The sequence below is a fragment of the Myxococcus sp. NMCA1 genome, from assembly GCF_026810205.1.
In the GTDB taxonomy this organism is placed as follows: domain Bacteria; phylum Myxococcota; class Myxococcia; order Myxococcales; family Myxococcaceae; genus Myxococcus; species Myxococcus xanthus_A.
The window spans coordinates 9221727-9247169 of record NZ_CP113950.1; the positions used below are offsets into that span (position 1 = coordinate 9221727).

The following is a 25443-nucleotide window of genomic DNA, read 5'->3' on the forward strand; positions in this document are numbered from 1 at the left end:
ACACGACGTGTGAGACCTCCGCGACCGCGCGCGGCTCAGGAAGCAGGCGCCCGGGGCGTCCACGTCCAGGCCCGCTCGGGTGGCTCCCGGGTGGGAACCTCCAAGGGCGCCATCAGCGCGCGCGTCGTCCGGCTGGCATCCTCCCGGTTGATGCCCACCGTCATCCGGTAGGCGCCGCGCCGGGGCTCGGCGCCGGGCTCCAGCCGCGCGTACCAGCGCGCCTCGGGCGGCGCCTCCAGCACGTCCAGCCTGTCGAAGAGGAAGTTGTTGTCTCCCGCGAAGGGCAGCCCATACCGCGCGGCCCCCTCCCCCCGCAGCCCCGCGCTGACGCGGCCCAGGAGCGCATCGTCCTCACACTCCACGCCCACGACGGCCCGCAGGCCCACCAGCAGCTCCCTGCGCACGGGGACAATCCAGTACTTCGCCCCGTGTGTCCGAGCCTTGAGCTCCTGGCCGGAGTTCCCCACCGGGTAGGTGTGGAGCTGCTGGTAGAGGCTGGACACCTCGGGCGGCGTGCCCACCAGCCCCACGGCGATGCGGAGACAAGGACAGTCGTCGCGCATCCGGGTGGTGGCCTCCGGACCTGGGGCGCGCGTCTCCACCCCCGCCAGGTTGAGCACCAGCCCATAGGCCGCGGACGGGGGCATGAAGGGCGCCGTGGAGCGGAACACCCCCGCCTGGAGCGGCCGGAACGCCGCGAAAGGCGCCTGGGCGAGCAACCAGAGGCGTCCCATCTACGCCTCCGAGAACGCGGCCGTGGCGAGCTTCTCCAGCAGCGCCTGCGGGTTGTCGTGCAGGTGCGCGCCCCGCGCCTCCAGCGCCCGCCGCTGCTCTGCTTCCATCTTCCGCACCAGCTCACCGCCCAGCCAGAACTCGCGCGCGTCCAGGTCCGGCGGTCCCCCCACCAGGCGCGACAGCTCCGGGAACTTCCCCTCCTCGTTGAAGCCGTAGCTGTCGTACCCCGCCACGAGCGAGGGCGTCAGGCGCGCCACCACGCTGCGCGGCGCCATTTCAAAGAGGCTCCGGGCGTGGCCTCCCGCCACACCAGACAGCTCACCCAGGGCCTTCAGGAGCTGCGTGGCCCACCGCTTCCCCTCCGGCACCGCCACGCAGTCCCCCACGGCGAGCGCGAAGGGATACTGATAGGCCGTGTACGCCACCTCGCGATGCAAGAGGGCCGAGTTGGCGGAGTTCTTCCACGGGCTCTCCCCCGCGTTGAGCGGCGACTGGTGGAAGGTGGCGTCGAAGCGGTAGGGCAGCAGCGACACCGCCATGTTCATCCGCAGCACGCTGTCCCGCTTGGAAGGATGCGACTTGCCGGGCTTCTTCGCCTTCGAGTCGGCGACCATGTAGCCGAAGAGGAAGTCGTCGGCGTACTTCTCCGCGTGAGGGAACTCCTTGAACTCCACGGCGAGCTGGTCCTCGTCGTGAAGCCGGCGCCGGTTCATGGGCAGGCCATACTTCGTGAGGATCTCCCGCAGCGCGTTGCGCATGGACTCCGGGCTGATGACGGTGTGCTCCGCGCCTCCCCGCGAAATCTTCTGGAGGACGGTGCGGTTCTCCTCGCTCTCCCCCCGGTAGTTGGAGCTGGGCGCGGCATAAGTGAGGACGGTGGCGAACAGGTTCTTGTGGGGCATGTCAGGCTCCGGGGAATGAGACAGGCTCAAGCGGTGGCGGAGAGCGCCAGCAGGGTCAACGTCCGCACGTCTTCGGTGCGCTCGTGCAGCGCGCGGGATAGCCGCACGAACTGCTCGGCCTTGAGGTGGTGGGGCACCGAGCACAGCGTCCCGGCGAAGTACGCGATGAAGTCCGGCCCCGTCCTGCTACGCACGGCGAGGAAGGCGTCCCGGGCGATGCGCTCCTTCTCCTTCTCGTAGTCCGCCTTCTTCTTCGGGTCGTCCTTCACACCGTCCCACTCCATGCCGTGCTTGAGCTTCAGCTTGCGGCCCACGTAGGTGCGCGCGACCTGCAACACGAGCTGCTCCAGGCCCGGGCCCGTGGCAGCGGATTCATTCGATTCCATGTCTTTGTTCCTCTCGAAAGACACCCGGGCGTCATGGCGAAAGCCCTTGGCGCCGAAGGTGGCCGTGTACGGCAGGGTGGAGGCGATGCGGTCGAAGCCGGCGTACCAGGGCCTGCCCCCCACCAGGTTCTGGAGCCGGGTGCGGCGGAAGAGCGGGTCCCACAGCGCCGGATGCTGGAGCGCCTGGTATTCATCCACCATGGACACCGTCGGCTCGAAGCGCGAGGCGCTGTAGGTGCGAACGTTGTTGCCTTCCTTGTCGAGGTGGGCGAGCTCGTAGCCCAGCACCAGCGCGCTGTAGGCCCGCGCGCCCTCCGTCTGGGAGAGCCGCTCGCGCAGCAGCCGCCCCGTCATGAGCGCGGACTCCTCCACCAGGTCCACCAGCGCCGCCCGGGGCCGGAAGCCGCTCACCTCCGTGCTCCGCTCGCGCAGCGCATGCGGCAGCTCTTCACAGAAGGACTGGAGCAGGCCCACGTCGGGAATGACCAACGCGAACCCCGCGTGCTCCTCCTGGATGACCTTGTCCTTCAACTTCAACGCCCGGGGTACATGGACCTGGGTGACGTAGGGCCAGAAGTGCAGGAGGAACCACTCACGCGGAGCGTCCTCGAAGGAGACGCCATCCGCGTTGCGGTCCATGGCGCCGAGGTAGTCGGTGCTGGAGAGCTGCACCGTGCCCGCCTTCTTCGACGTGAGCCGCTTCCAGGCCTTCTCCGCGTCTCCATTGTCTGTCCCCTGCGCCCGGGCGATGAAGGGGAGGCGCGTCGCGGGAACGCCTCGCAGCGTCCTCCAGAGCATGTCCCGCCACAGCTTCACCCACAGGCCCGCGTCGTTCGCGCCTGGCGCGTGGTCGAGCAACAGCCCCGCGCGCGGGACGGGCACCTTGTAGATGAAGTACTTCTTGCGCTTCACCTTGCCCTTCGCGTCCGTCTGTTCGACCTCCTCCTCGCGCAGGGGCGGCTCGTCCTTGCGGGGCTGTGACTCCTTCTGCTCCTCCATGCTCGCGGCGTACAGCTCGTCGAAGAGGCGCCTCATCCCCTCGATGTCCAACTCCACGCGCGCGCCCGCGTCATCCAGGTGGAGGATTCGGGCGATGCCACGCGTCTTCTCCGGGAGGCGCGCCAACCACTTCAGCATGAGGACCAGCCCCGCGAGGCCCGCCCGGTGCTGCGCGCTGGGCAGCGACGCGAGCGAATAGTCCAGCGTCAGCACGGTGGACGCCTCGGCGGGGGCCGTCTCCGCGCGCGTCCGCCCGGGCGGCTTCGCCGCGACGCGCTGGTTCGATGTGCGGGTGCTCATGAAGCAATCTCCTCTGCATGGAAGCCCGACCACTCGTCATAGGCGGCGCCGTGAGCAATCCCCACGTGGGCAGGGAGCCACGGGGGACGCGCCACGTCCTTCGCGACGCACCGCTTCGGGACGGAGACGATGAGCCCGTCCCAGGGTTCGCGCGCCACCCGGGCCACGCGCGCCTGCTCCAGGTCTGGTCGAGGACACACGGTCGCGTGAAGTCCTCTCCATCCCGGAAGGAGCCGGGCGTCGCGAAGTACCCTGCTTCGAGGAAGCGCGTGGAGCCCGACGGCTCCGGCTCTCCACGCGCGTGCGCCTCCAGCGCCTCCGCGAGTCGTCGCTGACAGACAGCGCCCGACCCCAGCGCGCGCAGCATGGCCTCGCTCGACGCCAGCTCCGCCTCCGCATAGGGCGCGGCGCCCAGGGGCGCGTAGGTGACGAGCCGCGCCTGGAAGTCCAACCCTCGCGAGAGATGGCGGTTGGCCCGCCCGAAGCGCTGCACCAGCGAGGTGGGGGGCGCCAACTCGGTGATGAGCACGTCCGCGTCGAGGTCCAGGCTCATCTCGCACACCTGCGTGGTGACGGCGATGGCCGCGCGCGACTTCTGCTTGAAGTCCGCGACCGCCAGCTGGTGCGCCTCCTGCCGGTCCGTGAGCTTGAACCTGCTGTGATAGCAGCGCACGCCTTCCCCCAGCGCCGCGCGCAACCGCGACGCCAATGACTGGCAGCGCGCCACCTGATTCACCACCCAGAGCACCCGGTGTCCCGCGTTGAAGGCCTCCCGGGCGATATCCATCGCCTGGGCCTCACCCTCGACGGGCTCCAACCGGTAGCGCGGATGGGACTCCTGCCACTCGAGGTCCTCGAGCTTCGCCCGCTCCTCGGTGGAGGGATAGACACGCAGCCCGCTCCGCTCCAGCGCCTCCCGGCGCGAGGCCGGAAGCGTGGCGGTCATGCACAGCACGGGCAGGTCGAAGGACTTCAGGAAGCCCACCAGCGTTTCGAACATGCGCGCGTCGAAGCTGTGGACCTCGTCAATGACGAGCGCGCTGTCCGCCAGCATCGGCACAAGACAGGTGCTGGTGTAGCCGTGCTCCATGAAGGACAGGAACTGGTCCGCGGTGGCGCTGAGGTAGCGCTTGTGCCAGTGGCCCAGCGCATGGAGCCGGGCATCCGCCTCGTCCGTGTACTGCTTGCCCGCTGTGCTCTCCGACGGGTTGCTCCGCATCCCTTCGAGCTCATAGCGAGCGAAGCCATGCAGCAGGGCCGCTTCATCCGCTGGCGCCCACCCCGCGTAGTCCCGGAAGCCCTCCGTGGCGGTGCCGCGCGTGGGGTAGAGGAAGATGACCCGGCCGATGCGCCGCGCCTGGGCCTGCGCCCACATCCAGGCGGCCAGCGTCTTGCCCGTACCACACGCGGCAAGCAGCAACGCGCGCGGCCCCAGCTCCGCAGCGCCGAGCTGAAACGCCCGTGGCGTGAAACCGCCCTCCCGAGCCCGGACGAAGTCGATGCGTCGCTCGACGACACCGCGAGCGATGTCCTCGGAGGTCAGCGCTGGCATGTGGGTGAGGTCGTAGAGCCACTCCTGAATGGAATGGCCTTCACGCACCAGCCCGGACGCGGCGGCATCCGCCGCGATGAGTCCTGCCTTCACGGCACGCAGCAAGGCAGCGCGGGAGCCATCGTCGCCTCGGCCGGGACGGAACCGTCGGGCGGCCTGGCGGCCACTCAGATAGGCAGGCTCCCATGGCGCTCCCGGGCCCCAGGGCTCGGGCGGCAGCGCGGGTGGCTGCCCCAGGTCCGCCACCTCCGCGACGCGGAGCAGGATGGCATGCACCTCCGGGTGATCCAGGTGCAGCGCGAACCGCGCCGCCCCTCGGTGCTGACACCAGCGCCACTCGCCCGCGTGCTCCGAGGCCTTGAAGTGGTGCGTGAGCACCGCGGCGGTGATGACGTCGGGGTCCACCTCCGCGTTGGCCGCCAGCCACTGACGGACCTGGGGCAGGTGGAGAATCAAAGCCGACAGGTGCTCATGCCGAAGCGTCTGGAGCACGGGCGCGTTCAACGTTACGGCCCGGAGGAAGTCCGCGTTGGCCTTCCCCACGTCATGGAAGAGGCACGCGAGGCGCAGGTTCAAGAGGAAGCGGGCGGCGGCGGTCTCCTCCACTTTGAAGAAGCGCCGGAAGTTGAGAGCCCATCGGCTGTCTCCCGCGAACAGGGAGATGGCGGCCCGCTCCGTGTCCAGCAGGTGGGCCTCGAGCGTGACGGGGGCGGCGCCTTGCCGAACGCCCTTGGCCAGGAGATGGGAGGCCGCCATCACATGGAGCTCCCCACCGCCGCGCCCTCCCCCGCCTTCAGCGCCACGCGCAGCCGTGGAGGGAGGAAGAGGCCACAGCCCATGTGGCGTCGGCCGCCGAGCCCCCGCTCCTGGAGCAACAGGGAGGACTCGGGAGACAGCGCGCTCACGGTGAGCGCGAAGCCGACCACTTTCTTCCCGGCGATGGAGACAATGCGCCGCCGCCCCACGTAGGGCGTCCCTGAACAGCCCAACTCCGTCATGAACCTCAGCGTGGAGGCATGAAAGGCCGCCTCGTCCATCGCGTGCTTGAAGGTGACGATTCGCGCCGAGAGCGTCGTGGGTGTCGCCAGCAGCGGGTAGACAGTGGGCATTCCCACGCGCAGCTCCCGGCCCGCGAGCTCCAGCGTGCTCCCCGCCAGAGGCAGGAGGTCGGAGAGCGCACCCGGGCCACAACGCAACCGCAGTGTTCCCTTGTCAACCTGAAGCACTTGCTTGTCCTTACGCCTGCCGCGCAGATTGAAGACGCCCACATCCTTGCGTTCGTGCAGCGCGGGGAGGTGACGGGAGAGCGCGGAGAACAAGAGGTAGCCGTGGTCGAGCGGCACCGGGCCGCCCTGCACGGGGAACAGCAGGTCAATGGCAGGCATGAAAGCGACCTTTCCAGAGCGGCATCAGGAAACAGGAAACGTGTGGAGAATAGAGAACGCGACACGAAGTCGGTGAGCGGGCGTCGGCGGCCTGAGGTTCACCCCGTCTGCAATGTGAGAGAGTATGCATACCCACTTGAGCCGGTGCGCTCGTAGGCCACGACCGGGCCCACTGCGTTGAGCCGCTGGCCCAGGAACAGGCAGCACGCAGCGGGGGCATAGAGGATGAGATGTGTGACCGCCGTGCGCAGCTCGTTGCGCGCGCGCCGGAGCTGTTCACGCGCCTGGACGGCGAACGCCACCGCGTCCGCGTCCGCGCCGACGGCGCCGTCATGGGGCCCGTCCTCCGGCTCCAGGTAGAGCACGGCGCGGAAGTGCCCCGGCCGCTCGGCCATGAAGCGCTCCACGTCCGCGCGAGCATCCCCGGTCATCTGGAACACCACCAGCAGCCCCGCAGCGCCCGAGTCGCCCTCGTGCCCCGTGACACGCAATCGGCGCGGAGACGGCTTCGCGTCCGAGCGCCACAAGAAGGTCTCTCCCCTCGTGGGCTGCTCGACGCGAAAGCGGTAGCCGCCCACCTCCGGGAAGTGGAAGCCCACCGCCAGCACCGTGCTCAACGGCAGCTTGCCCCGCAGATCAATCAACGCGCCGTCAGGCCGCCTCGACAGCCGCTGTCGCACAGCCAGCAGCGAAGGCAGCAGCACGTCCCGCCACACTGCCTCCGACGGCACCGCCCGCGTGTCGCGGTCAAAGTGAGGCGTCCAGTCCAGCTCCTCGGTGGGAGGCTGCTCCCACACACGTCGCGCCCACCCATGAATCCAGAGGCTCACGGCGGGCACGTCCTCCCGTGAGGTCAGCAGTCCCCACGCGCGAATGGCATCCCGCAGCGACTCCGGGGTGACGTGCTTCCTGCCGCCGCCGACCTCAATCCACTCCCGGAGCCCGTCCACCGCGATGGCGCGCGGCTGCCGTCCCATGCGCAGGCCAAGCCGCCCCATCCGGTCGTCCACCTGCTCTTCCAATTCGGCGATGCCGCCCACGCCGAGCCGCAAGCGCAAGTCCTTGCAGAACGCCCGCAGCATCTCAGCCGATACACCGAGCCGTTGTTCCCACTCCGCCCAGTGTTTCTTCAGGGCGCCTCGCGGCGGCTGCTCGAAGAACGCGTCCGTGAAGCAGTGGTCCCTTCCATGCAGATAGCGCCCCAGGTCCGCCGCCGATGCCCAGTTGCTCAACAGCCAGATTTCGACGGGCCCCAGGGGCCGCAGCAGCAACCAGCTCTCCAGGAGCTTCCGCAGCAAGGAGTTGCCCACCCGAGGCGGCGTCACCAGTCCCGCCAGGGAGTAGGTATCCCGGTGGTCGACGTGCCACTTCACCTGCATGTATCGGCTGGCCACGCCGGAACCGGGCCGGGCGTGCAGCGTCACGTCATCCGCCGAGCCCGCCGCCGGGTGCTCAACGAAGCCGTGCTGAAAGGGACAGCCTGCGTCGAGCAGCCGGAGCAGCTCGTACCAGCTCAACAGATGCTGATAGCGGTCGCCCTCCAGGCGAGACGCGCTCTGCTCTCCCATGACGCTCCCTCATAGCGACGCCAGGGACGGCGGTGGATACCTCTCCAGGGGTATGGAAGGCGGCGCTCGAAAAGGAAGACGCCAACGCGCGGGGCAACCCATCGCGGGCCCGGTGATTTTTCTTCCGGCGCATGGAGGGAGTGCTCCCGATGCCCCCTGAACGTCCTGCGTGGTTCTGACTACCTTTCAGGTAGATATCGCCCATCCCGAGGTGCCAGACGGAAGCGCGTTCTTCCTCGAAGACAACGGGACATTCGCGCTCCTCCAAGCGTCCCGCAGTGTCATCCCCGTCGAGTAGGTTAGAACCCTGGAGGTTGCCCCTGCGTGTTCCCCCCTGGCTCGTTGGCAATGACGGCGGTGGTGCTCCTGCTGAGCACGGCGGCGCTGGCCCAGACGCCGAACACGAAGCGTTGGCGGCGTATCGAGCGGGCCATGGTCCTGAGCGCAGGCGCGGGCGAGCCCGTCCAGCGACTCCGGCTTGCGCCCGGCGTGGTGACGACGGTGCTGCTCGACTCGGACACCGTGCTGGAAGGTGAGCTGCCCGAGGTCCTACGCGGGCTGTTCACCCGGCTGGACGTCACGGGGACGCATCTGCTGCTCCAGCCCGCCGTCGCGATGCCCGCACGGGGCGTTCCGCCGCTGGTGCTGCGCTTCACGGACGCGGCCGCGCCCCAACGGCTCGTCCTGGAGCTGACCACTGAGGGCAGCGTGGTGGACTCGGTCGTCGACGTCCGGCGCCACCCCGCTACCGTGGCGCAACTGGAAGCCGAGCTGGTGGCACTGCGTGAGCGCAACGCACTGCTGGAGGCCCGGCTGGCCATTGCGCGTCGGCCGGTGCCACACCCGGGCCTCGCGGGCGCCATTCTCTCTGGCGCCATCGGCATCACGGGGGTTCTCGGTACGTGGATGGATACCCCAGCCAGCGAGGCGGAGCTCAAGGTCCGCCAGCTTGATAGCTATCGCTCCGGCTCGTGGGTAGCGCTCGCGGTGAATCTGGAGAACCCGCCGGGCGAGGCGCCCTGGCAACCGGGCATTGCGCGGCTGACCTCGCTGGACTCGAACGGGCGGCCAACAGGCGAGCCGATGGAGCTGCCCCTGTTGCTGCAGGAGCCGCGTCTGTTGCCTGGCCAGAGCGCGGTCGCCGTCGTGCAGTGGCCCGCCCCCACGCGCCCGCCACCCGCCTACGCGCTGGAACTTTGGGACACGGACCGGCGCCGCGGCGCGCGATGGACGCGACTGAAACCGTAGACGTGCTCGATAGCCTCAAAGGAATCCGTCATGCGACTGGAGTCGAACGCAGCTTCCCCAGGCCCCCTCGTGCTGTCTCCTCATGCCCTGCCTGCCGGCACGCGCGTGGAGCGCTGGCGCGTGGAGCGCCGCATCGGCGGCGGCGGCAATGGCACGGTGTATGAAGTGCGCTCACGCCCCAAAGGCCGCAGCTATGCGCTCAAGCTGGCCCACGCCCCCGGCGATCCCCGCTTCCAGCGCGAGGCACGGACGCTTCACCTGCTCCGCCACCCTGGCGTGGTGCGGCTGCAAGCAACGGGGACCTGGCGCGCCGGGGCCTCCGCCTATCCCTACCTCGTGATGGAGCACGTGCGAGGCCGCACGCTGTACGACTGGTCTCGGGCACGCAATCCGACGGCGCGGCACGTCGCCAGTCTGTTGGCGCAGGCCGCGTGGGCCTTGGACGCCGCGCATCGCAGACAGGTACTTCACCGCGACTTCAAGGGGGAGAACCTTCGCGTCGAGGAACGCGGAAGGCTGGTGGTGCTGGACTGGGGCGCGGGCTGGCATCCCCGTGCCGCCCCCATCACCTCCGCCGCGCGGCTGCCGCCCGGGACCGGGCCCTATCGCAGCCCCCAGGCCATCCTCTGGAGCATGAAGGCTCCACGGCAGACCGCCCGCTCCGATCACTACCTCTACACGGTGGCGGACGAACTGTACGCGGTGGGCGTCACCTTTCACCGGTTGGTGGTGGAGCAGTATCCGCCGCTCGTCCTGGACAAGGCGCACTCCCCAGTGACGTCCGCCACCTTGAGAGCCCTCAACCCACGTATGCCCGAGCCGCTCGCGAGCTGGATTGAGGGACTGCTCGCGTTCGCCCCCGAAGCCCGGCCGCGCAGCGCGGGGAGCCTCGCCCGGGAGGCCCAACAGGCCCAGGCGCACGCGGGACCGGACTGGGACATCCCGCTGTTCGACTGGTACGAGGGGCCCTCCACGGCGACACGCACGACATGTGACGAGGACACCTGGGGCCTCGTGGCGCCGGGAGAAGAAGTGGCCCTTCTCCATGCGAGGGCCCTACGCGCGGCCCGGGTTCAGCACCATCGAATGGGCCGCTGGCTGCGGCGCCGGGTGTTCTCGGAGGTCCAGACGCAACCTCGCACGGAGCCAGCGGGCCCGCCGGAGCCGCGGCACGAGAGCCGGTGGATGCGAGTCGCTGGAGCCCTGACGTTGGTTGCGTGCATGGCCTGGGGACTGACGCTCGCGGGCCCGCCTCATGCCGCCCCCACTCCGTCTCATCCCGTTCAGCAACTGGCGCAGACCGGAGGACCAGCCGACACTGGCTCGCCCGCCACGGCCCTTCCGTTTTCCACCGCCGAGCCGCCATGGCCGGAAGATGCCATGTCCACGACCGAGCCACTCGCGCGCTGTGTCCCCCGACTCCACCGTTACCTGCTGGCTGCATTCACCGCGGCCAGTCTCAATGCCTGCTCAGGCACGCAGCTCCGGCCCGAGCCCGCGCGCTGCCCTTCCGAAGCCCTGGAGTCCATGCGTCAGCTCGGGCTCGACCTGAGGTCCCGCGGGCACATCCAGCTCGACATCCAGCAGCCGGACGACTCGTACCAGACGAACTACAGCATCGTCGTCAGCGACGGCCCCATCACCAGCCGGCTCGATGGGCCCATCGACCGCCTCCCGGCCAACACGCTCTTGTACGGGCGCATCTGGACCGGCGGCGAGAAAATCCAGGGCCGCTACACACGCGCGCGGACGCCAGACGGCAGCGAGTACCCGGTGTGCTTCATCCTGGGCAACGAGACAGGCATGTCCAAGTACCGGGGCTCACGGCCCGGCCATACCCGCGCGCACCCGTGGTCCAACGCCCAGGTGGTAGACCACTTCCCCTGACGCAGCGCCGGCTCACGGCGGAGCAACCGTCGAAGGCTTCTCCAGGACACGCGCCTCGTTGCGCAGGCGCAGCTCGTTGCCCGCGGCGGAGAGGACCGCGGCGACGGGCACGGAGAGAAAGGCCCCGGCGACGCCGAAGAGCACGCCCCCGGCGGTGATGGACAGCAGGATGACCACCGGATGCAGCGGCACCGCGCGCCCCATCACCACGGGCTCCAGGACGTTGCTCTCCAGTTGCTGCACGCCCAGCACCACGACGAATGCCAGGAGCGCGTCGAGCGGCCCATTGGTGACGAGTGCGACCAGCACCGCGACCCCGCCCGCCAGGGTGGCGCCGATGACGGGAAAGAACCCGCCCACGAAGGTGAGCGCCGCCAGCGGGAGCACCAGCGGCACGCCGATGATGGCCAGGCCCGCGCCAATGCCCACCGCGTCCACCAGCGCGATGGTGACGACCCCGCGCAGGTAGCCGCTGAGCGTCTTCCAGGCGCGCAGGCCCACCGCGCGCACGGTGTCCCTTCGCTCCGGCGAGGCCCGCGCCAGCACCCAGCCTCCGAGCCGCTCGGTGTCCTTCACGAAGAAGAACAGCAGCGTCAGCGTCAGCAGCCCGCCCGCCACGGCCTGCGCGGCGAAGTTGGCGCCCGCGAGCACGCCGGTGGTGATGCGCCCCAGGTTCGACTTCAAGAAGTCGAGCCCCTTCTCGAACAGGCCGTCGATCTGCTCCCGGGACACGGGGAGCTCCTGCGTCATCCACCCGACGAGGCCCTCCATTCCCTCCTTCACGTTCGAGCCCGCCGCGCCGACCTGCTGGACGATGCGGGGCACGAGCAGGAACACCCCGGCCGCCACCACCAGGAGCAGCACCAACACCGCCAGCAGCGTCGCGAGCGCCCGGGGCACCCGGTGGGCGGACAGCCACCGGACGGGCGGATACAGCAACGTCGCCAGCAGCAGCGCCGCCACTGTCGGCAGGACGATGAGGTAGAGCCGCGCCAGGAGCAGCACGAGCGCCACCACCGCGGCCGCGATCACGAGCAGCTTGCCGCTGAACAGCGCGCCGCGCGTGAGCCAGGAAGCAGAAGGAGGGTCCAGGGTGGCCATACGTCGTGCGCACCCTATGCACGAAGCGGCGCATGGCACCGGGAGGCCACCTGCCGGTGTGGCCTCATGAACGGACGCGGTGGACGCGCGGCTGGAATCCAACGGATGGCCAGGGCGGCCCGTCCCTCAGCGGCGCGCCTTGCGGAAGCTCAAGGCACGTCCACCGGGATGGTCTGCATGAGGGGCACCTGGAGGTCCGTGGGGCGCATCAGCTCGGGGCGGCCACCCGCGGTGCCACCATTCTTGTAGGTGTTGAGCTGACCGGCGATGGTCCACTGCCCCGGCCGGTTGCTGGACCCCTGGGAGTAGTGGATGAAGGGCGTGGCGCCCGTCGGGTCGCCATACTTGCCGGTGGGGTGCGAATAGTCGCTGGGCGTGAAGCTCCCCGCCGGCTTGAGGTTCGGGTGCTGCGAGAGGAAGCCGTCCAGCTCCGCCTTGCCGTTCTTCGAGTAGTCCGCGTGGTGGAGAAAGGACAAGCTGTTGTTCTTCGTGTCGTGCAGGGCGTGGACGGCGCAACCGTTGAGCGCGCCCGTCACCACCGTGGTCGGCTCGCCCGGACGCGGATGCAGCGGCACCCCCTGGATGCCCGCGAACTTGCCCTCACCCGTGGAGAGGTAGTGCATGTAATGCGCCGGGATGCCCTGACCACCGGCGGGCGAGACGGACAGGTTCGTGTTGCCCTGGTGCTGGTGGGCATTGAGCGTCACCACCGAGTCACTGGCGTTGACGAAGGGCTTCTGGGCGGTGGGAAGGGCCACGCCCTGGGGCGCGCCGCCTGGGAACATGTTGTAGGCGTTCAGGACGTTCTGCCCCGAGTAGCCCAGCGGGTTCGCACCGAACGACGAAGTGACGTCCTTGCCCGGCTGCTGCGTGGGCTGGGGGCTCACCTTGCTCGTGGAGGGCTTGCTGCCCTGCGCGTCGAACCCGTCCTTGATGGGGCTCGGCTTGGACGCGGGCTTCGACTCCACGGGCGGAGGGGTGCTCGGCTTGTTCGTCCCGCTCCCGGAGACAGCGGGGCTCTTGGGGACGGAGGGGCTCTTGAAGCCGCCGAACTTGATGCCTTTCATGGGGGATTCCTGTCGTTGATGGGGGTTGAGGGCGTATCGAGGGAGACTGACTGAACCCCACAGCAACTCTCAAGCCAGGCGAAGAGCCAGGAGTCCCCTCCAGGGATTTCCTGTCAATACCAGCGCTTGCGGGCCGCGGATGAAGACAAGGCCCCCACCCGAGGCCGCGCGAACTGGTGACGGGGGTTCGTGCCCTGGTGAGTCCAGTCACCACCCCAAGGCCTCGCTGCGCTCCTTGTGGAGGTGTCGATTTCACGGCGCAGGAAGCCCGCCGCCTCGAGCCGCTTCACGTACAGCGTCACCGAGGGCTTGGGGATGCACAGGACGGCCGCCAGCTCGGCTGGGTAGGGGTGTGCATCCACCTCCGCGAGCACGAATAGTTCCTTCGTCTCGAGCCCCAGCGCGGCGATGTCCGCGGCGACGCTGGAAATCACCGCCCAAGGTAGCACTCCCCAGGAGCCCACCATGCCGCTCAACCACTACGTGACGCTCGGCCGTTCCGGCCTGCGCGTGAGCCCGCTGTGCCTCGGTGCCATGACTTTCGGTGAAGACCTCGGTTGGGGGTCCAGCGTCGAGGAGTCACAGCGCATCATCGACCGGTACATCGAGCGCGGCGGCAACTTCATCGACACCGCGAACTTCTACACGAAGAGTCACTCCGAGAAGATCATCGGTGACCACGTTGGCCGACACCCGGCCCGGCGAGACCGGCTGGTGATTGCGACGAAGTTCAGCGGGAACCTCTATCCGGGAGACCCGAACGGCGGCGGCTCGGGCCGCAAGTCCATCATCTCGGCGGCGGAGAACTCGCTGCGTCGCCTGCAGACCGACTACATCGACCTGTACTGGCTGCATAACTGGGACATCCACACGCCCATCGAGGAGACGATGGCCGCCCTGGAGGACCTCGTCCGGGCTGGCAAGGTCCGCTACATCGGCGTCTCGGACACGCCCGCCTGGAAGATTGCGCAGGCCAACGTGATGGCGCACTTCCGGGGCTGGTCCTCCTTCATCGGGTTGCAGATTGAGTACTCCCTGCTCGAGCGCAGCGTGGAGCAGGAGCTCGTGCCGATGGCCCTCGAGTTCGGGCTTGGAATCACTCCGTGGTCACCGCTGAAGAGTGGCGCGCTCAGCGGCAAGTACACCCGCGCGAACGCCGGGCAGCAGAAGGCCGACCGGAGCGCCTTCCTGGACCAGGTCCTGAACGAGAAGACCTACGCCCTGGTCGACGAGCTGGGCGCCATCGCCCGCGAGCACGGGAGCACCGTGGCGCGTGTGGCGCTGGCCTGGGTGCAGGCGCAGCCGGGCGTGAGCTCGACCATCATCGGCGCGCGGCGGCTGTCGCAGCTGGAGGACAACGTGGGCGCCCTGGAGGTGAAGCTGACCGCCGAGCAGCTCGCCCGGCTCGACGCGCTGACGAAGCCAACCTTCGGGTTCCCCCAGAGCATGCAGCCCATGTTCCCCAGCATCCACAACGGAGGCACCACGGTGAACGGCGTCTTCGCGGAGCCGTCCAACTTCGGGGTGGAGAAGGGCGACAAGGTCTACTGACCCTCCGCCGCGCCCGGGCGCCAACTGGACTTACGGATGCAGATCTTCTTCAAGGTCGCCGCGTAGGTGTTCTCCAAGGCCTTGTCGCTCGTCTTGTCACCGACCAGGACGGTGTACTCCGCGTTCATCATGTTGAAGCGGACGCAGTCCGTGGCGGCGTGCTCGCTCTCTGCCTTTCCCTTGGCGGGCAGCGCTTCGCAATCCGAGGCGAAGGCCGGGCTGACGGCGAGGCACACGACAGCAGTGGCCATCCAGACGTTTCTCATGATTTCGCGTTCCCCCCTCAGGTCGCTTCCCCATGCGTTCACGGCGACCGTGTCGACCTGGCCCCCACCATCGCGTCGAGATGTTGAGGGAGCGTGGAGAGGCTGCTGAGACGGCTACGTTGAGGGCCCACGCTTCGCGCGCCGGGCCGGCTGCTTCGCGCGACTCCGGCCACGCGGCGCCCTGGCTGGCGCGCTCGCATCCCCCGGCTCCCGAAGCGCGATGCGCCGCGCCACCTCCGCCGCCGCGCGGACCGGCGACGCGAGCACGTCCTCCGGCGAAGCCTTCGCGCCCCATGACGCCGGCGCCCCCAACTGCCGCAGCACCGCGCCATGGGTGGCGGGCGCGTCGAACGAGAAGCTCAGCGCCGGTAGCGGCTCGCGAGGGACGTCGTAGCCGTCCCGCGTCAGCTTGCCCGGCTTCACGCTCGGGACCTCGGGCGCCGCCGCCTTCGCGTCCCGCGCCGCCCGCTTCCGCTTCGCCGCGCCGCGCGGCTTGAGCGCCGCCCCGGCAGAGCCAGCCTCACGCGCGGCCCGCAGCGCGCTCAGCACCTGCTCCTTCGTCCGGCCGCGCAGCTCGAACAGGAGGAACGGGTCGCGGTCCAACGCCTCGCCCAGGACGTAATGCGTGGCGGCGACGTGCTTGCACGGGTCTCCCCAGTCCGGACACGAGCAGCCCGTCACCAGCTCTTCGCGGCTCCGCGGGAAGAGGCTGACACCCGCCGCGTGGAAGACCTCGTCGATGGCCTGGGGCATCGTCCCAGCGAGCAACTCCGCCGTGTACTGCGCCCTGCCAGCCATCCCCGCGATGGCCTTCTCCCAGGCGTCCTCGCCGTGCGGCCTGAGCGCCAGCGACACGGCGTAGGGCGTCGGGCGCGAGCCCGTCACCCGCGCGGTGACCTTGCCGCGCCGGATGACCAGGTCATGCGTGCGTCCCGCCCGTGCATACGTCCGGCCCCGGGCCAGCCGTCCCGACTCCCCCTTCAGGACGCGCTCGAGCGCCTCCAGCCACCGCTGGCCCCACCAGGTGGCGCCGGCCTTCTTCACCTTGATGCCATGCGCGGGCGGCGGCCGCTTCGGCGCGGACGTCCAGCCCCAGAACTCCCGGTAGCTCATCGCGACACCGCCTTCTCGTTCGCACGGCCGCGCCGTCGCGGGGCGCGCACCCGCGCGTCGTCTTCCCCTTCCGCCTCGCCATCGTCCGCCACGGCGCCCTCGGACAGCGAGAACAGCTCGCGCAGCGCCGTCGTGTCCAGCTCGGTCACCCAGTGCTCGCCCGTGCCCACGACCTTCTCGGCGAGCTGGCGCTTCTGTTCGAGCAGTTGGTCCACCTTCTCCTCGACGGTGCCCGCGCACACCAGCTTGTGGACCTGCACCGCGCGCGTCTGCCCGATGCGGTACGCGCGGTCGGTGGCCTGGTCCTCGACGGCCGGGTTCCACCAGCGATCGTAATGAAACACATGGCTCGCCGCCGTCAGGTTGAGCCCCGTGCCCCCCGCCTTGACGGACAGCACGAACACGCGCGGACCGTGGGCGTCCTCCTGGAAGCGCCGCACCATCTCGTCGCGCGCCTTGCGGGACGTGCCGCCGTGGAGGAAGAGCACCTCGTGGCCCAGGTGCTCCGACAGGTGCGCCACCAGCTTGTCGCCCATCTCCCGGAACTGCGTGAAGACGAGCGCCTTGTCGCCGGCGGACAGGGCCTCCTCGAGCATCTCCACCACGCGCGCCAGCTTCCCCGAGCGCCCCGGCAGGGGTCCGGACTCCCCGAGGTACTGCGCCGGGTGGTTGGCGATCTGCTTCGTGTACAGAAGCAGCGCGAGCACGCGGCCCCGGCGGGCCATGCCGTCGGCCTCCTCGATGCGCCGCAGCTCCTCGTCCACCACGGCCTTGTAGAGCGAGGCCTGCTCGCGCGTGAGCGTGCAGACGACCTTCATCTCGTTCTTCGCGGGCAGGTCCGTGATGATGGCTGGGTCGCTCTTGAGGCGGCGCAGGACAAAGGGGCTCACGAGGCGGCGCAGCCGGGCCGCGGCCTCTTGATTGCCATGGCGTTCAATGGGCAGCGCCAGCTCGCGCCGGAACGTCTCCATCGGCCCGAGCAGACCCGGGTTGGCGAACTCGAGGATGGACCACAGCTCCGCCAGGCGGTTCTCCACCGGCGTGCCCGTGAGCGCGAAGCGCTGGCTGGCGCGCAGCGCCCGGGCCGCGCGGGCGGTGGCCGACGCCGCGTTCTTGATGTTCTGCGCCTCGTCGAGCACCACCGCGCCCCAGTCCACGCGCGCGAGCAGCGCGGCGTCCCGGCGCAGCAGGCCGTAGGTGGTGAGCACGACGGCGCCGGGCGCGCGGGGGAAGCGGTTCGCCGCGCGGGCGCGCTCGGCGCCGTAGTGCGGCGTCAGGCGCAAGGTGGGAGCGAAGCGGGCGAGCTCACGCTCCCAGTTGCCCACCACGGAGGTGGGGGCCACCAGCAGCGTGGGGCGTGCCTCGCGAGGCGCCTGTTCGAGCCGCCGCAGTAGGAAGGCCAGCACCTGCACCGTCTTGCCGAGGCCCATGTCGTCCGCGAGGCAGGCGCCGAGCCCCAATGAGGCCAGTGTCTCCAGCCAGTGCAGACCGCGCGACTGGTAGGGCCGCAGCGTGGCGCGCAGCGCGCGGGGGGCGTCCTGCGCGGTGGCCCCGCCCTCGCGAAGCAGGCGCAGGCGCTCCTCCAGCGCCCCGGTGGCGAGGACTGTGACGGGAAGCTGTCCGTGGCGCGTCTCGCCGAGCAGGGACACCCGCACCGCCTCGCTCAGCGCCATGCGGCCGGGGCCCTGGGCGAGGTGGCGCTGGATGGCGTCGAGTTCGAGGGGATCCACCGCGACCCACTCGCCGCGAAAGCGCACGAGCGGGGCCTTGCGCTGGGCCAGCAGCGCCAGCTCCTGGGCGGAGAGGGGTTGGTCGCCCAGCACGGCGTCCCAGTCCACGCGCAGCAGCGCGTCGAGCCCGAGTCCCGCGGTGCCACCCACGGCCCCCGCGGCCTTCGTGCTCGCGCCCACGCGCATGCGCAGGCGCAGGCGGCGCCGGCCCGAGGTGGTGAGTTCGCCGGGGACGATGACGCCGAAGCCGGCGTCGGAGAGCACGCGGGCGCCCTCCGAGAGGAACGTCCACGCGGTGTCGGGCTCGAGCAGGAGGGCCTGGGGGCGTGGGCTCTCCAGCACGAGCGCCAGCGGGGGAAAGAGCCGGGCGGCGCGGCCGAGCGCCTCGAGCAGGGACTCCTGCGGGTCACGGAAGGCGCGGCCGAGCTTCTCCAGGCTGCGCCCGCGCGTCTTCCAGACCTCCGCGGCGGGGACGAGCAGGCTCGGGTCGTCCGGGGATTGGAGGTGAAAGCTCAGCACGAAAGGCTCGCGCTCCTCCGTCGGGGGCTCCAGCCGGAAGCAGGCGCGCAGCTTGTCCCGGGCGCCGAGCGCGGGTTCGCTCCAGCGCGTCAGCTCGTCGACGACGGAGCGCTCGGCGAAGCCCTCCGGCGCGAAGTCGCGTCGCGCGCCGGTGAGCGCGTCGCGCCAGCGCTCGTCCCACGAGGCCGCGCGCCGGGCCGGCAACGAAGGCGCACCGCGCGCGGCGCGCACGAAGGCGTCGACGGTGGCGTCGAGGAAGGCACGCAGCAAGGCGTCCGGGGCCCAGACGGCGCGGCCTGGCCTGGCGCCCGCGGGGACGGCGTGCGCGCCGGGCGGCATGCTCCTGGCGAGCGCGGTAACGCGGCTGGCGTCCTCGGTCGCGGAGAGGGCCGCCGCCCAGCGCGCCTCGATGCGCTCGCCCCGCCGCAGGAGCGTTGGCACCACGCGCTCGCGCGCCACCAACTCCAGCGCGAGCTTGCTGGCCAGCGTCCACAGGGCGATGGAGCCGGGAAAGGACTCGGCCTCGGAGGTTTGCACCACCGCGAGCCGCTCGACGGTGGCGGCCAGGGGTAGCCCGCGCCCCTCGCACTCACGCAATCCCTCGGGCGTCACGAGCAGCGCGGAGGCGCGGTCTCCCGTCTCTGGCAAGCCGGCGAGCTCGCGCGGCAGCGGGTCGGGCCCCCAGAGGAACAGCGTCTCGGCGTCGGGCAGGAACACGAGGGGCATCGATGCGAATGTAACCTCCGTCCGGGCAAGCGGCACACTCAAGCAAGCCCGCGAGCGTCCCTGCACGGGGTTGCCGGCACCTCGTGCGGTGGGCCTGCCGAGAAGCCGACACTGCATGGACGATCCGAAGGGCCTCCAACTGGCCCGGCGGACCCACCAACGCAAAGTGGTTTTGCCGCGCGCCGCACCTCGACCTTCTTCGGCGCGAGCATGAGGCTCATGAATGGTGGTGCCCTACCACCCGCCAACGGCCGCCCAATCCTGGAAGACGTGGACCGGGTCGCAGATGGCGTGAAGACCGGTGCGGCCCCTGTTGCCAATCTGGACGCCGTGAAACCGGGTCCCCGCCTCGCGCGCCTGCTCGACCAGGTGGGGGAGGCTGACTGGCACCGGCCACTCGCCGTCACTGACGAAGAGCACGTCCGCCCGCTTCCAGTCCTTCTCTCCGAGACGCTGGACCACCTTGGCCGTGACCTCGGATACATCGCTGCCGCCTCCGAAGGATTGGCCGAGGAACGCCAGCAGCCGTCCGAGGCCACCCTCGGTCAGCGACAGCTCGTGCTCCAGCACCTGCCCAGGACCGCTGTAGGCGTAGAGGAAACACCGGCGCTTCTCCGCATGGGCGGTCCGAAGTGCCTCCAGCACCAGGGCCTTCCCCACCTGTTCCGGAAGACCGTGCATCGAGCCGGACGTGTCCATGACAGCGATGATGGGACCGCGCCGAGGGCGTGGACTTCGTTGCTCGACGGCCTCTTCGCTGTCACGCTCGACGAGCGTTCGCTCCACTTCGAGACCTTCGACGCGATACGTGAGCAACGCGCGCTCGGCCCGGCGCGCGTGCCACAGATGCCCGAGGTTGACCACTTCCACAGGCAGCATTCGCGCCAGCTCCCCGCTCCGCTCGATGCCTCGGGTCTCCGCCGGAACGTGCCTCGTCCAGACCTCGCGACGCTCCTCCTCCAGCCGTCTCATCGGGACGAAGATTGTCTCCGCGATGGTCTCTTCGGCGTCGCTCGCGTGGAGCCGTCCCAGCGAGCGCACCACTTCGGTGAGCTGCGGCAGCTGCTCGACGAGCTCACGAAGACGAACGAGATCCGTCCACCCCAGGTGCCTCAGCACGCCGATGCTCAAGTCCCAGCCGCGCCCCGCCTGTACTTACGAAGGAGCCCTTGTCAGCCCCTACCTCTAGGGTCTCTACACTTCATGACCACCGTCTTCGACCTCATCCTGCGCAGGCTGGTGCAAGGCCATCCCGAGCAACTGTTGCTGCTCCTCTTCGGTGGCCAGCCCCCGGACTTCATCAGAATGGCGGACTCCAGCCTTCCACAGTCCGAGCGGCGCGCGGACACGGTCATGGTCGTGGAAGCCCATGGAGCGCGCTTCGCGGTGGACGTTGAAATCCAGGCCCAGGCAGACCCGCACTTCGCGGCGCGACTGCTCGACTACACAGTCCGCATCCACCGCCGGGAAAAACTCCCCGTGCTTCCGGTCGCCATCTACCTCACGCCTGAGGCAGAGGGTTCGCCACCTCCATATGGTTTCGAGTGCCCCGGAATCCGCGTCCTCACCTTCGACTTCCAGGTGGTCCGCCTTTGGGAAGTGGACTACCTCCAGCCCACCTTGCAAACGGCCGCCGCCCTGCTTCCCCTCTCTGTCCTGGAATCACGCGCGGGGCCCGAGCGAATCGCCTGGGCCGAGTCCCGGATCCGTCAGGCACCGAGCCTTTCGACGGAGGAACGCCTAGACTTGCTCGTGGTACTCGGCACGCTGGCATCCCGCCGGTTCGGGCAGGACAGGCTCAGTCATCGCTTGAGGGACATCATGATTGATTCACCGTTCTGGGAAGAGCAACGCGCGAAGGAGAGAACCCGTCTTTGGAGTCAGCTCCTGCTGACCTTCGCCGAGGCCCGAGGCCTTACGCTTCCTTCCGATGCCAGTGAGTTGCTCGCACTGTTGGACGCGCCCGCCCTCGAGTCCCTCGTCAACAAGGCCGTCACCACCCCGGACATCGCGGCCACCGAGCTGCGCGCCATCCTCACGCGCCAGGGCCACTGAACCCGCCCGCTACTCCTTCACCGCCCCCGCCGTAAGCCCGGACACAATCCGCCGCTGGAACAGCAGCGTCAGCGCCACCAGGGGCAGCGTGGCCACCACGGAGGCCGCGGCAATCTCACCCCACGGTTCACGGTACTCGCTGGCGAACAGGCTGATGGCCACCGGCACGGTGCGCTTCTCCGGCGTGGAGAGGAACGTCAGCGCGTAGAGGAATTCATTCCACGCGAAGATGAAGACAAGAATGGCCGTCGTCGCCAGCCCCGGCGCGGCCAGGGGCAGCAGCACCTGCCGGAAGGCCTGGAACGGCGTGCAGCCATCCACGCGCGCGGCGCGGTAGAGCTCGTCGGGCAGCGCGCGGAAGAACGACGTCAGCACCCACAGCGTCAGCGGCAAAGCAAACGTCGCATACGGCAATGCCAGTCCCACCAGGCTGTCTCGCAACCCCACCGTGCGCAGAATCAGATACAGCGGGCTCACCGTGGCAATCGGCGGGAACATGCTCACCGCCAGCGCCGCGCTCAGCAGCAGCCCCTTGCCGCGGAACTCCAGCTTCGCCAGGGCGAACGCCGCCGCCGCGCCCACCGTGAGACAGAAGCCCGTGGTCAGCGCCGCCACCACCAGCGAGTTCAACACCACGCGCAGGAAGGGCCGCCCCCACAGGACGCTCGCGTAGTTCTCCAGCGTCAGGTGCGAGGGCCACGGCCGGGTCAGCTCGCCATCCGGCCACAGGCTCGTCAGCACCTGCCAGCAGAAGGGCCCCAGAAAGAAGGTCAGGAACGCCACCACCGCCAGCGCGGTGCCCAGTCCCGGCCGCTTCATCACGCCGCCTCCTCTCGCCCCAACAGCCGCAGCCACACCGCCGCCAGCAACACCACGCACAGGAAGGTCGCCACCGACAGCGTGCTCCCGTACCCGAAGTCCCCCGAGCGCATCAGCGTCTTGTACGCGTAGATGCTCAGCGTCTCCGTCGTGTTCGCCGGCCCGCCCTCCGTCAGCACGTAGATGGCGTCGAACACCCGGAACGCATCCAACGAACGGAACAGCAACGCCAGCAGCAGCGCCGGCTTGAGCAACGGCAGCGTTATCGAGACAAAGGTCCGCCACGGCGAGGCCCCGTCCACCCGCGCCGCCTTGTACAGGTCCTCGGAGATGCCTTGCAGGCCCGCGAGCACCAACAGCGCCACGAAGGGCGTCGTCTTCCACACGTCCACCAGGATGGCCGCGTGCAACGCATACCCTGGTGCCCCCAACCAGTTGATGTCCTGCCCGGGCAACAACCGGTTGATGACGCCGTACTCGGGGTTGAACATCCACGCCCACAGCCGAGCACTCACCACGGTGGGAATCGCCCACGGCACCAGCACCGACGCGCGTAAGAGCCCCCTGCCCGGAAACGCCTTCTGGAGCAGCAACGCCAGCGGCACCGCGAGCACCAACTCCACCGTCACCGCCACCGCCGTGAAGTACGCCGTGTTTCCCAGCGCCGCCCAGAAGCGCGAGTCCCCCATCAGGTACGCGTAGTTCTCCAGCCCCGTGAAGCGCCGCTCGCCGAAGACGAGGATGAAGCGGTGCAGGCTCAGCCACACCGCGGCGAGGATGGGGTACAGCGCCACGCCCCCCAGCACCAACACCGCCGGCGCCACCAGCAGGTATGCCTGCCTCCGCTCCCGCGCCAGCGAGCCCCTTGGAGTCATCGCCGCGCCTCCCCCGGAGGGGCCACCCCCACCCGCGAGCCGCACGCACGCAGGGCGCCACCACCCGCCGTCATCGTGCCAGCGCGCCGCCGCCCTCCTCCGCTGAAACGGTGCGTGCTCACGGCCCCTCCCCCGTCAGGTGGTCCACCTGCCGCTGCGCGCGCTTCAGCGCGGCCTCGGGCGTGCGCAGCCCGGCCACGGCGGCGGAGAACTCGCTCTGGAGCACATCCGAAATCAGGTTGTAGTACGGCGTCACCGGCCGAGGCTTCGCGCGCTCCACCATGGGCAGCAGCCCGGCGATGAACGGCGCCTCCTCGCGCAGACGCGCATCCTGGTACACGGCGGGCCGAGGCGGGTTGCGCGCATAGTTCAGCGCCAGCACCCGGTTGGCCTCCGGGGACGTGAGGTGCGCAATCAGCCGCGCCGCCAGCTTCCGCCGCTCCGGCGACACATGGGCATTCACGGCCAGCTGCCACCCGCCCAGCGCCCCCGAACCCGGCTCACCGCTCACCGTCGGCAGCGGGGCGATGCCCACCTTGCCGCGAATGGGCGAGTCCGGCTTCTGCGCCTCGCTCCACGCATACGGCCAGTTGCGCATGAACACCGCGCGCCCTTCCTGGAACACCCGCCGCGACTCCTCCTCCGAGAAGCCCGTCACCGTCGCGGGCGACACCCCGCGCTCCACCAGCCCTCGCAGATACGCGAGCGCCTCGCGCGCGGGCGCGTCATCCAAGAGCACCCGCCCATCCTCCGACAGCGCCCGGCCGCCGTGCCCCCACAGCGCCTCGTACACATTGCAAGACAGTCCTTCGTACTGCCGCCCCTGCCACACGTAGCCCTGGAGCCCGGGCGTCTTCGCCATCGCCTCGCGCGCGAAGCGCTCCAGCTCCGCGTAGGTGCGCGGCGCGCGCGGCACCAGGTCCGTGCGGTAGTAGAGCACCCCCACGTCCAGGTACCAGGGCACCGCATACGTGCGCCCCTCCACCACCACGGCCTCCACGGGGCCGGGGAAGAAGTCCTCACGCAGTTGCTCGGGCGGGAACTCCGCGGACAGGTCCGCGATCCACCCCGCGCGAGCGAACTCGGGCACCCAGACGACGTCCGCCACCAGCACGTCGAAATCCCTCGCCCCACCCTCCAGCGACGTGAGGAAGAACTGGTGCGCCAGGTCGGACGCGTTGGGCAGCGCCTCCGTGACGAGCTCCACCTCCGGATTCTCACGCTCGAAGCGCGCCAGCAGCTCGCGGAACGGCTCCGGAGGCCCCCACAGCGGCTGATACTTGAAGACCAGCCGCGTGCGTCCCCCGGCCTCGCCCGACGCGTCCTGCCGCCGGCAGCCCCAGACGCCCAGGCCCACGACGAGGCCCAGCGCGAGCACGATGGAGGAGACGCGTCTCATGCGCGGGCATGACTCCAGCCACCCCCACCCCCGTCAAGCCCGGGAATCCGTGGTCGGTCCGCGCGTCAACATCCCGGAAGTCTGGCGCACTGAATGAAAACAAACTTTCCAGACATCCAGGCACGTCGCGCAAAGACAATCACGCCCGATGAGTCATCATGAACCAAGGGAGAGCCACGATTCGCTTGGAGGCTGCCTGAGCGGTATTCTCCCCCAGGCAGGAACAACTGGGAGGGGGAAGCGATGAAACAGCAGCCTCGGGATTGGCAGTGCGGAGCCCACCGGGCCCACTTCGAGGAGCCAGACACCCTGGTCGCGGAGTTCAACGGACTCATCACCCTGGAAGAGGTGAAGGAGACGGTGGCGCTCTACCAGCAGACGGCCACCGACCACGGTCAGTACTACCTCATCGCGGATATCGGCCGCTCGCAGCTCGAAGCAGCCGGCCGCAGGTACATGTCGGAGAAGGCCAGCTCCGACTGGTACCACGCCATCCTCTACGTCGGCGCCGACATCGTCATGCAGACCTTCGTCAAGGCCATTGCCCTGGCGCTGCTCTTCACCGGCAAGTCGACCTTCGAGACGGTGTTCGTGAAGACGCAGGACGAAGCCCGCGCCTGGGTGGCCCAGCACCGGCTCCGCCTCAAGAGCAAAGCAGGCTAGCGGGTCAGGAATTCCACGCCCAAATTGACAGGCATGCATCTCGCGCTATTCCCTGGTGGGCGTTATGCTCACCAGGGTTTCTGGAGGGAGTGACATGCAGCAACTGGAATGGAAATTCGGTTCCCACTCGGTGCGCTATGAGGCGCCCGACGTCGTGCAGGCGACCTTCGTCGGTCCCATCGACCTGGATGAAATCAAGCGCGCGGTCGACGTGTACGGGGAGATTGCCCAGCAATACGGGCCCTACTACCTGATCGCCGACATCGGCCGCTCCCAGTTGGGCGCGGAGCCTCGGCGCTACCTGTCGGAGAACGGCAAGGCGGACTGGTTCAAGGGCACCGTGTACGTCGGCGCGGACGTGGTGCAGCAGACCTTCGGCAAGGTCATCGCGCTGGGCATGCTCTTCACCGGCAAGGCGCGCTTCGAGACGACCTTCGTGAAGGACCACGAAGAGGCGCGCGCCTGGGTGGCGCAGCACCGCCAGAAGAACAAGAAGAAGCTGGGCTGAGCCTCCGCCCTATTTCCCCCCCTCATGCCCTGGAGTCCTGACCACCCCACCCGGTGGGCACGCTCCAGGTGCGCCCTCAGTCCGCCCGA

At 69.5% G+C, this 25443-nt stretch carries 22 protein-coding genes; 6 read left to right on the top strand and 16 right to left on the bottom strand.

Annotation, left to right across the window (positions count from 1 at the left end):
- Positions 1-35: 35 nt before the first annotated feature.
- From cas5 to OZ403_RS38250, 6 genes are all read right to left on the bottom strand, one after another.
- Positions 36-734 carry a type I-MYXAN CRISPR-associated protein Cas5/Cmx5/DevS gene (cas5, locus tag OZ403_RS38225; protein WP_140796099.1) on the bottom strand — a complete coding sequence of 233 codons (699 nt, stop codon included), beginning with the start codon at positions 732-734 and terminating at the stop codon, positions 36-38.
- Complete coding sequence (gene cas7i / locus OZ403_RS38230) at positions 735-1637, bottom strand: type I-B CRISPR-associated protein Cas7/Cst2/DevR (RefSeq protein WP_140796100.1); 903 nt, start codon at positions 1635-1637, stop codon at positions 735-737.
- A 26-nt stretch (positions 1638-1663) separates the two neighbouring features.
- The gene (gene cmx8 / locus OZ403_RS38235; protein WP_268784931.1) at positions 1664-3205 is read right to left on the bottom strand and encodes a type I-MYXAN CRISPR-associated protein Cmx8; all 1542 of its coding nucleotides are present in this window, start codon (positions 3203-3205) and stop codon (positions 1664-1666) included.
- Positions 3093-5630, bottom strand: a complete 2538-nt coding sequence (gene cas3 / locus OZ403_RS38240) for a CRISPR-associated helicase Cas3' (protein ID WP_268783077.1) — start codon at positions 5628-5630, stop codon at positions 3093-3095. Before cas3 ends, cmx8 begins: the two co-directional genes overlap by 113 nt.
- Positions 5630-6259, bottom strand: a complete 630-nt coding sequence (cas6, locus tag OZ403_RS38245) for a type I-MYXAN CRISPR-associated protein Cas6/Cmx6 (protein WP_268783078.1) — start codon at positions 6257-6259, stop codon at positions 5630-5632. Before cas6 ends, cas3 begins: the two co-directional genes overlap by 1 nt.
- 98 nt (positions 6260-6357) lie before the next feature.
- On the bottom strand, positions 6358-7827 hold the full coding sequence (locus OZ403_RS38250; protein WP_268783079.1) for an SAVED domain-containing protein: 1470 nt from the start codon (positions 7825-7827) through the stop codon (positions 6358-6360).
- Positions 7828-8151: 324 nt separating this feature from the next.
- Between OZ403_RS38250 and OZ403_RS38255 the strand changes: the two genes are divergently transcribed.
- Positions 8152-9075 (top strand): DUF2381 family protein, encoded by a 924-nt coding sequence (locus tag OZ403_RS38255; RefSeq protein ID WP_268783080.1) that lies wholly within the window; start codon positions 8152-8154, stop codon positions 9073-9075.
- Between the two features lie 30 nt (positions 9076-9105).
- Entirely contained in the window at positions 9106-10962 is a 1857-nt protein-coding gene (locus OZ403_RS38260) for a serine/threonine protein kinase (RefSeq protein WP_268783081.1), read from the top strand.
- A gap of 12 nt (positions 10963-10974) precedes the next feature.
- Here the strand turns inward: OZ403_RS38260 and OZ403_RS38265 are convergent, their stop codons facing one another.
- The 3 genes from OZ403_RS38265 to OZ403_RS38275 all read right to left on the bottom strand — a co-directional run bounded on the left by OZ403_RS38265 (position 10975) and on the right by OZ403_RS38275 (position 13564).
- Complete coding sequence (locus OZ403_RS38265) at positions 10975-12063, bottom strand: AI-2E family transporter (protein WP_237077848.1); 1089 nt, start codon at positions 12061-12063, stop codon at positions 10975-10977.
- Between the two features lie 149 nt (positions 12064-12212).
- Positions 12213-13130, bottom strand: a complete 918-nt coding sequence (locus OZ403_RS38270; RefSeq protein ID WP_268783082.1) for a hypothetical protein — start codon at positions 13128-13130, stop codon at positions 12213-12215.
- A 113-nt stretch (positions 13131-13243) separates the two neighbouring features.
- Positions 13244-13564 (bottom strand): MarR family transcriptional regulator, encoded by a 321-nt coding sequence (locus OZ403_RS38275; protein WP_237080068.1) that lies wholly within the window; start codon positions 13562-13564, stop codon positions 13244-13246.
- 31 nt (positions 13565-13595) lie between these two features.
- Between OZ403_RS38275 and OZ403_RS38280 the strand changes: the two genes are divergently transcribed.
- A complete protein-coding gene (locus OZ403_RS38280; RefSeq protein WP_268783083.1) occupies positions 13596-14681 on the top strand; it encodes an aldo/keto reductase in 1086 nt (361 codons plus the stop codon).
- On the opposite strand, the gene OZ403_RS38285 is transcribed toward OZ403_RS38280, so the two are convergent.
- From OZ403_RS38285 to OZ403_RS38300, 4 genes are all read right to left on the bottom strand, one after another.
- Entirely contained in the window at positions 14675-14947 is a 273-nt protein-coding gene (locus OZ403_RS38285) for a hypothetical protein (RefSeq protein ID WP_268783084.1), read from the bottom strand. The genes OZ403_RS38280 and OZ403_RS38285 overlap by 7 nt on opposite strands.
- Before the next feature lie 114 nt (positions 14948-15061).
- Positions 15062-16060 (bottom strand): SWIM zinc finger family protein, encoded by a 999-nt coding sequence (locus OZ403_RS38290; protein WP_268783085.1) that lies wholly within the window; start codon positions 16058-16060, stop codon positions 15062-15064.
- Positions 16057-19035, bottom strand: coding sequence for a DEAD/DEAH box helicase (locus OZ403_RS38295; protein WP_268783086.1), 2979 nt, complete (start codon positions 19033-19035; stop codon positions 16057-16059). The genes OZ403_RS38290 and OZ403_RS38295 overlap by 4 nt, the downstream gene beginning before the upstream one ends.
- Before the next feature lie 234 nt (positions 19036-19269).
- Positions 19270-20166: a VWA domain-containing protein gene (locus OZ403_RS38300; RefSeq protein ID WP_237077851.1), complete on the bottom strand. Its 897-nt coding sequence runs from the start codon at positions 20164-20166 to the stop codon at positions 19270-19272.
- Positions 20167-20238: 72 nt separating this feature from the next.
- Here OZ403_RS38300 and OZ403_RS38305 point away from each other — a divergent pair, with 72 nt between their 5' ends.
- A complete protein-coding gene (locus OZ403_RS38305; RefSeq protein WP_268783087.1) occupies positions 20239-21090 on the top strand; it encodes a hypothetical protein in 852 nt (283 codons plus the stop codon).
- A 9-nt stretch (positions 21091-21099) separates the two neighbouring features.
- Here the strand turns inward: OZ403_RS38305 and OZ403_RS38310 are convergent, their stop codons facing one another.
- The 3 genes from OZ403_RS38310 to OZ403_RS38320 all read right to left on the bottom strand — a co-directional run bounded on the left by OZ403_RS38310 (position 21100) and on the right by OZ403_RS38320 (position 24183).
- Complete coding sequence (locus OZ403_RS38310; protein WP_268783088.1) at positions 21100-21909, bottom strand: carbohydrate ABC transporter permease; 810 nt, start codon at positions 21907-21909, stop codon at positions 21100-21102.
- Positions 21909-22784 carry a carbohydrate ABC transporter permease gene (locus OZ403_RS38315; RefSeq protein ID WP_268783089.1) on the bottom strand — a complete coding sequence of 292 codons (876 nt, stop codon included), beginning with the start codon at positions 22782-22784 and terminating at the stop codon, positions 21909-21911. The genes OZ403_RS38310 and OZ403_RS38315 overlap by 1 nt, the downstream gene beginning before the upstream one ends.
- Before the next feature lie 118 nt (positions 22785-22902).
- Positions 22903-24183, bottom strand: coding sequence for an ABC transporter substrate-binding protein (locus tag OZ403_RS38320; RefSeq protein ID WP_268783090.1), 1281 nt, complete (start codon positions 24181-24183; stop codon positions 22903-22905).
- A 243-nt stretch (positions 24184-24426) separates the two neighbouring features.
- On the opposite strand from OZ403_RS38320, the gene OZ403_RS38325 reads away from it, so the two are divergent.
- Both OZ403_RS38325 and OZ403_RS38330 read left to right on the top strand, forming a co-directional pair.
- A complete protein-coding gene (locus OZ403_RS38325; protein ID WP_140857975.1) occupies positions 24427-24846 on the top strand; it encodes an STAS/SEC14 domain-containing protein in 420 nt (139 codons plus the stop codon).
- 94 nt (positions 24847-24940) lie between these two features.
- Positions 24941-25354 (top strand): STAS/SEC14 domain-containing protein, encoded by a 414-nt coding sequence (locus OZ403_RS38330; protein ID WP_171410306.1) that lies wholly within the window; start codon positions 24941-24943, stop codon positions 25352-25354.
- Positions 25355-25443: the final 89 nt, after the last annotated feature.

What these genes read in the sequence shown, in the direction of transcription:
- OZ403_RS38290 (WP_268783085.1), bottom strand. Translation starts at nt 16,060, where the DNA reads ATGAGCTACCGGGAGTTCTGGGGCTGGACGTCCGCGCCGAAGCGGCCG.
- OZ403_RS38310 (WP_268783088.1), bottom strand. Translation starts at nt 21,909, where the DNA reads ATGAAGCGGCCGGGACTGGGCACCGCGCTGGCGGTGGTGGCGTTCCTG.
- cas6 (WP_268783078.1), bottom strand. Translation starts at nt 6,259, where the DNA reads ATGCCTGCCATTGACCTGCTGTTCCCCGTGCAGGGCGGCCCGGTGCCG.
- OZ403_RS38325 (WP_140857975.1), top strand. Translation starts at nt 24,427, where the DNA reads ATGAAACAGCAGCCTCGGGATTGGCAGTGCGGAGCCCACCGGGCCCAC.
- OZ403_RS38270 (WP_268783082.1), bottom strand. Translation starts at nt 13,130, where the DNA reads ATGAAAGGCATCAAGTTCGGCGGCTTCAAGAGCCCCTCCGTCCCCAAG.
- OZ403_RS38320 (WP_268783090.1), bottom strand. Translation starts at nt 24,183, where the DNA reads ATGAGACGCGTCTCCTCCATCGTGCTCGCGCTGGGCCTCGTCGTGGGC.
- cas3 (WP_268783077.1), bottom strand. Translation starts at nt 5,630, where the DNA reads ATGGCGGCCTCCCATCTCCTGGCCAAGGGCGTTCGGCAAGGCGCCGCC.
- cas7i (WP_140796100.1), bottom strand. Translation starts at nt 1,637, where the DNA reads ATGCCCCACAAGAACCTGTTCGCCACCGTCCTCACTTATGCCGCGCCC.
- cas5 (WP_140796099.1), bottom strand. Translation starts at nt 734, where the DNA reads ATGGGACGCCTCTGGTTGCTCGCCCAGGCGCCTTTCGCGGCGTTCCGG.
- OZ403_RS38280 (WP_268783083.1), top strand. Translation starts at nt 13,596, where the DNA reads ATGCCGCTCAACCACTACGTGACGCTCGGCCGTTCCGGCCTGCGCGTG.
- OZ403_RS38285 (WP_268783084.1), bottom strand. Translation starts at nt 14,947, where the DNA reads ATGAGAAACGTCTGGATGGCCACTGCTGTCGTGTGCCTCGCCGTCAGC.
- OZ403_RS38260 (WP_268783081.1), top strand. Translation starts at nt 9,106, where the DNA reads ATGCGACTGGAGTCGAACGCAGCTTCCCCAGGCCCCCTCGTGCTGTCT.
- OZ403_RS38315 (WP_268783089.1), bottom strand. Translation starts at nt 22,784, where the DNA reads ATGACTCCAAGGGGCTCGCTGGCGCGGGAGCGGAGGCAGGCATACCTG.
- OZ403_RS38330 (WP_171410306.1), top strand. Translation starts at nt 24,941, where the DNA reads ATGCAGCAACTGGAATGGAAATTCGGTTCCCACTCGGTGCGCTATGAG.
- OZ403_RS38295 (WP_268783086.1), bottom strand. Translation starts at nt 19,035, where the DNA reads ATGCCCCTCGTGTTCCTGCCCGACGCCGAGACGCTGTTCCTCTGGGGG.
- OZ403_RS38265 (WP_237077848.1), bottom strand. Translation starts at nt 12,063, where the DNA reads ATGGCCACCCTGGACCCTCCTTCTGCTTCCTGGCTCACGCGCGGCGCG.
- OZ403_RS38305 (WP_268783087.1), top strand. Translation starts at nt 20,239, where the DNA reads ATGACCACCGTCTTCGACCTCATCCTGCGCAGGCTGGTGCAAGGCCAT.
- OZ403_RS38250 (WP_268783079.1), bottom strand. Translation starts at nt 7,827, where the DNA reads ATGGGAGAGCAGAGCGCGTCTCGCCTGGAGGGCGACCGCTATCAGCAT.